Origin of the sequence: Roseateles chitinivorans, from assembly GCF_002761755.1 — a bacterium.
In the GTDB taxonomy this organism is placed as follows: Bacteria; Pseudomonadota; Gammaproteobacteria; order Burkholderiales; family Burkholderiaceae_C; genus Roseateles; species Roseateles chitinivorans.
In genome coordinates this window covers 1-1,168 of record NZ_PEOG01000152.1, presented here as the reverse complement: position 1 = coordinate 1,168, position 1,168 = coordinate 1, and the positions used below count along the sequence as shown (strand labels likewise).

Genomic DNA, 1,168 nt, shown 5'->3' with positions numbered 1-1,168 from the left:
GTGCGGTCGGCAGCGGCAGGCGGTCGAGCAGGGCGCCCAGTGCCTGCCCGGCGTCGGCGGCGCCGGAATCGCTGTCCTCCAGCAGGGCCTCCAGCTCCGCCAGCAGCGCATCGAGGCCGGCCAGCGCCGCCGCGTCGAGCACCGCCGGCGCCGCGGTCGGCGGGGCCGCCTGCAGCATCGCCTCGCGCGCGAGGTGGCGGCCCAGCGACACCAGCAGCGCGGCCAGCAGCGATTGCGCGCGGACGAGCAGCGGGTCGCGTTCGGCCGCGGGCTGGCGCTGCGCGCAGGCCTGCTCGAGCGCGCCGGCGGCCGCCGCCAGCGGTCGCGCGCCCAGCGTGCCGGCGGCGCCGCGCAGGGAATGCGCCAGCCGCGTCATCGTCGCGTGGTCGCCGGCGGCGGCGGCCTCGGCGAAGCGGGCGGCGAAGTCGGTCTGCGAGTCGTGGAAGGTCCGCAGCAGCTTGCGGTACAGCGTCAGGTGGCCGCCGGCGGTCGCCAGCCCCGCCTGCACGTCGAGCCCGGCGATCTGCGGCAAGCCGTCGGCCCTGCCGGCAGTGACGGTGGCGGTGGCGGTGGCGGTGGCGGTGTTGGACGGGTCGGTGTCGCGGCCATCCTGGCGGTCGACAGGGCGCCCGTCCTGCGGGATCCCCGGGGCGTCCCGGCCATCCGTGCCCTCCTGATCGGGCGCCAGCGCCTGACTGAGCGCCCGCCGGGTGTCGATCCGCCGGCCGGCGCCGGACCGGGTGTCCATCGGCAGGTCAGAGGCCGGCATGGCGGGCCGGATCCAACGCGCCAGCACCTCGAACAGCAGGTCGACGTTGAGCGGCTTGGGAATGTGATCGTTCATGCCGGCGTCGAGCACCTTCTCCCGGTCACCGCTCATCGCGTTGGCCGTCATCGCGATGACCGGCAGCGCGCGCCAGCGTGGGTCGGCCCGCAGCGCGCGGGTGGCGGCGTAGCCGTCCAGCACCGGCATCTGGCAGTCCATCAGCACGCCGTCGAAACCCTCGGGCGCGGCCTCGAGCAGGTCCAGCGCGACGCGGCCGTTGGCGGCCAGCGTGACATGCAGGCCTGCGTCCTCGAGCAGCGCCGCCGCCAGTTCCTGGTTGAGTTCGTTGTCCTCGGCCACCAGCACGCGCGCGCCCGCGAGCCGCCGCATCGCCTCGCGGGC

General features: G+C 76.4%; 1 protein-coding gene. It reads right to left on the bottom strand.

Annotated elements, in window-relative coordinates; translation table 11 throughout:
* A partial coding sequence (locus tag CS062_RS26510; protein WP_158238930.1) for a response regulator occupies window positions 1–1,168 on the bottom strand: 1,168 nt, incomplete at both ends.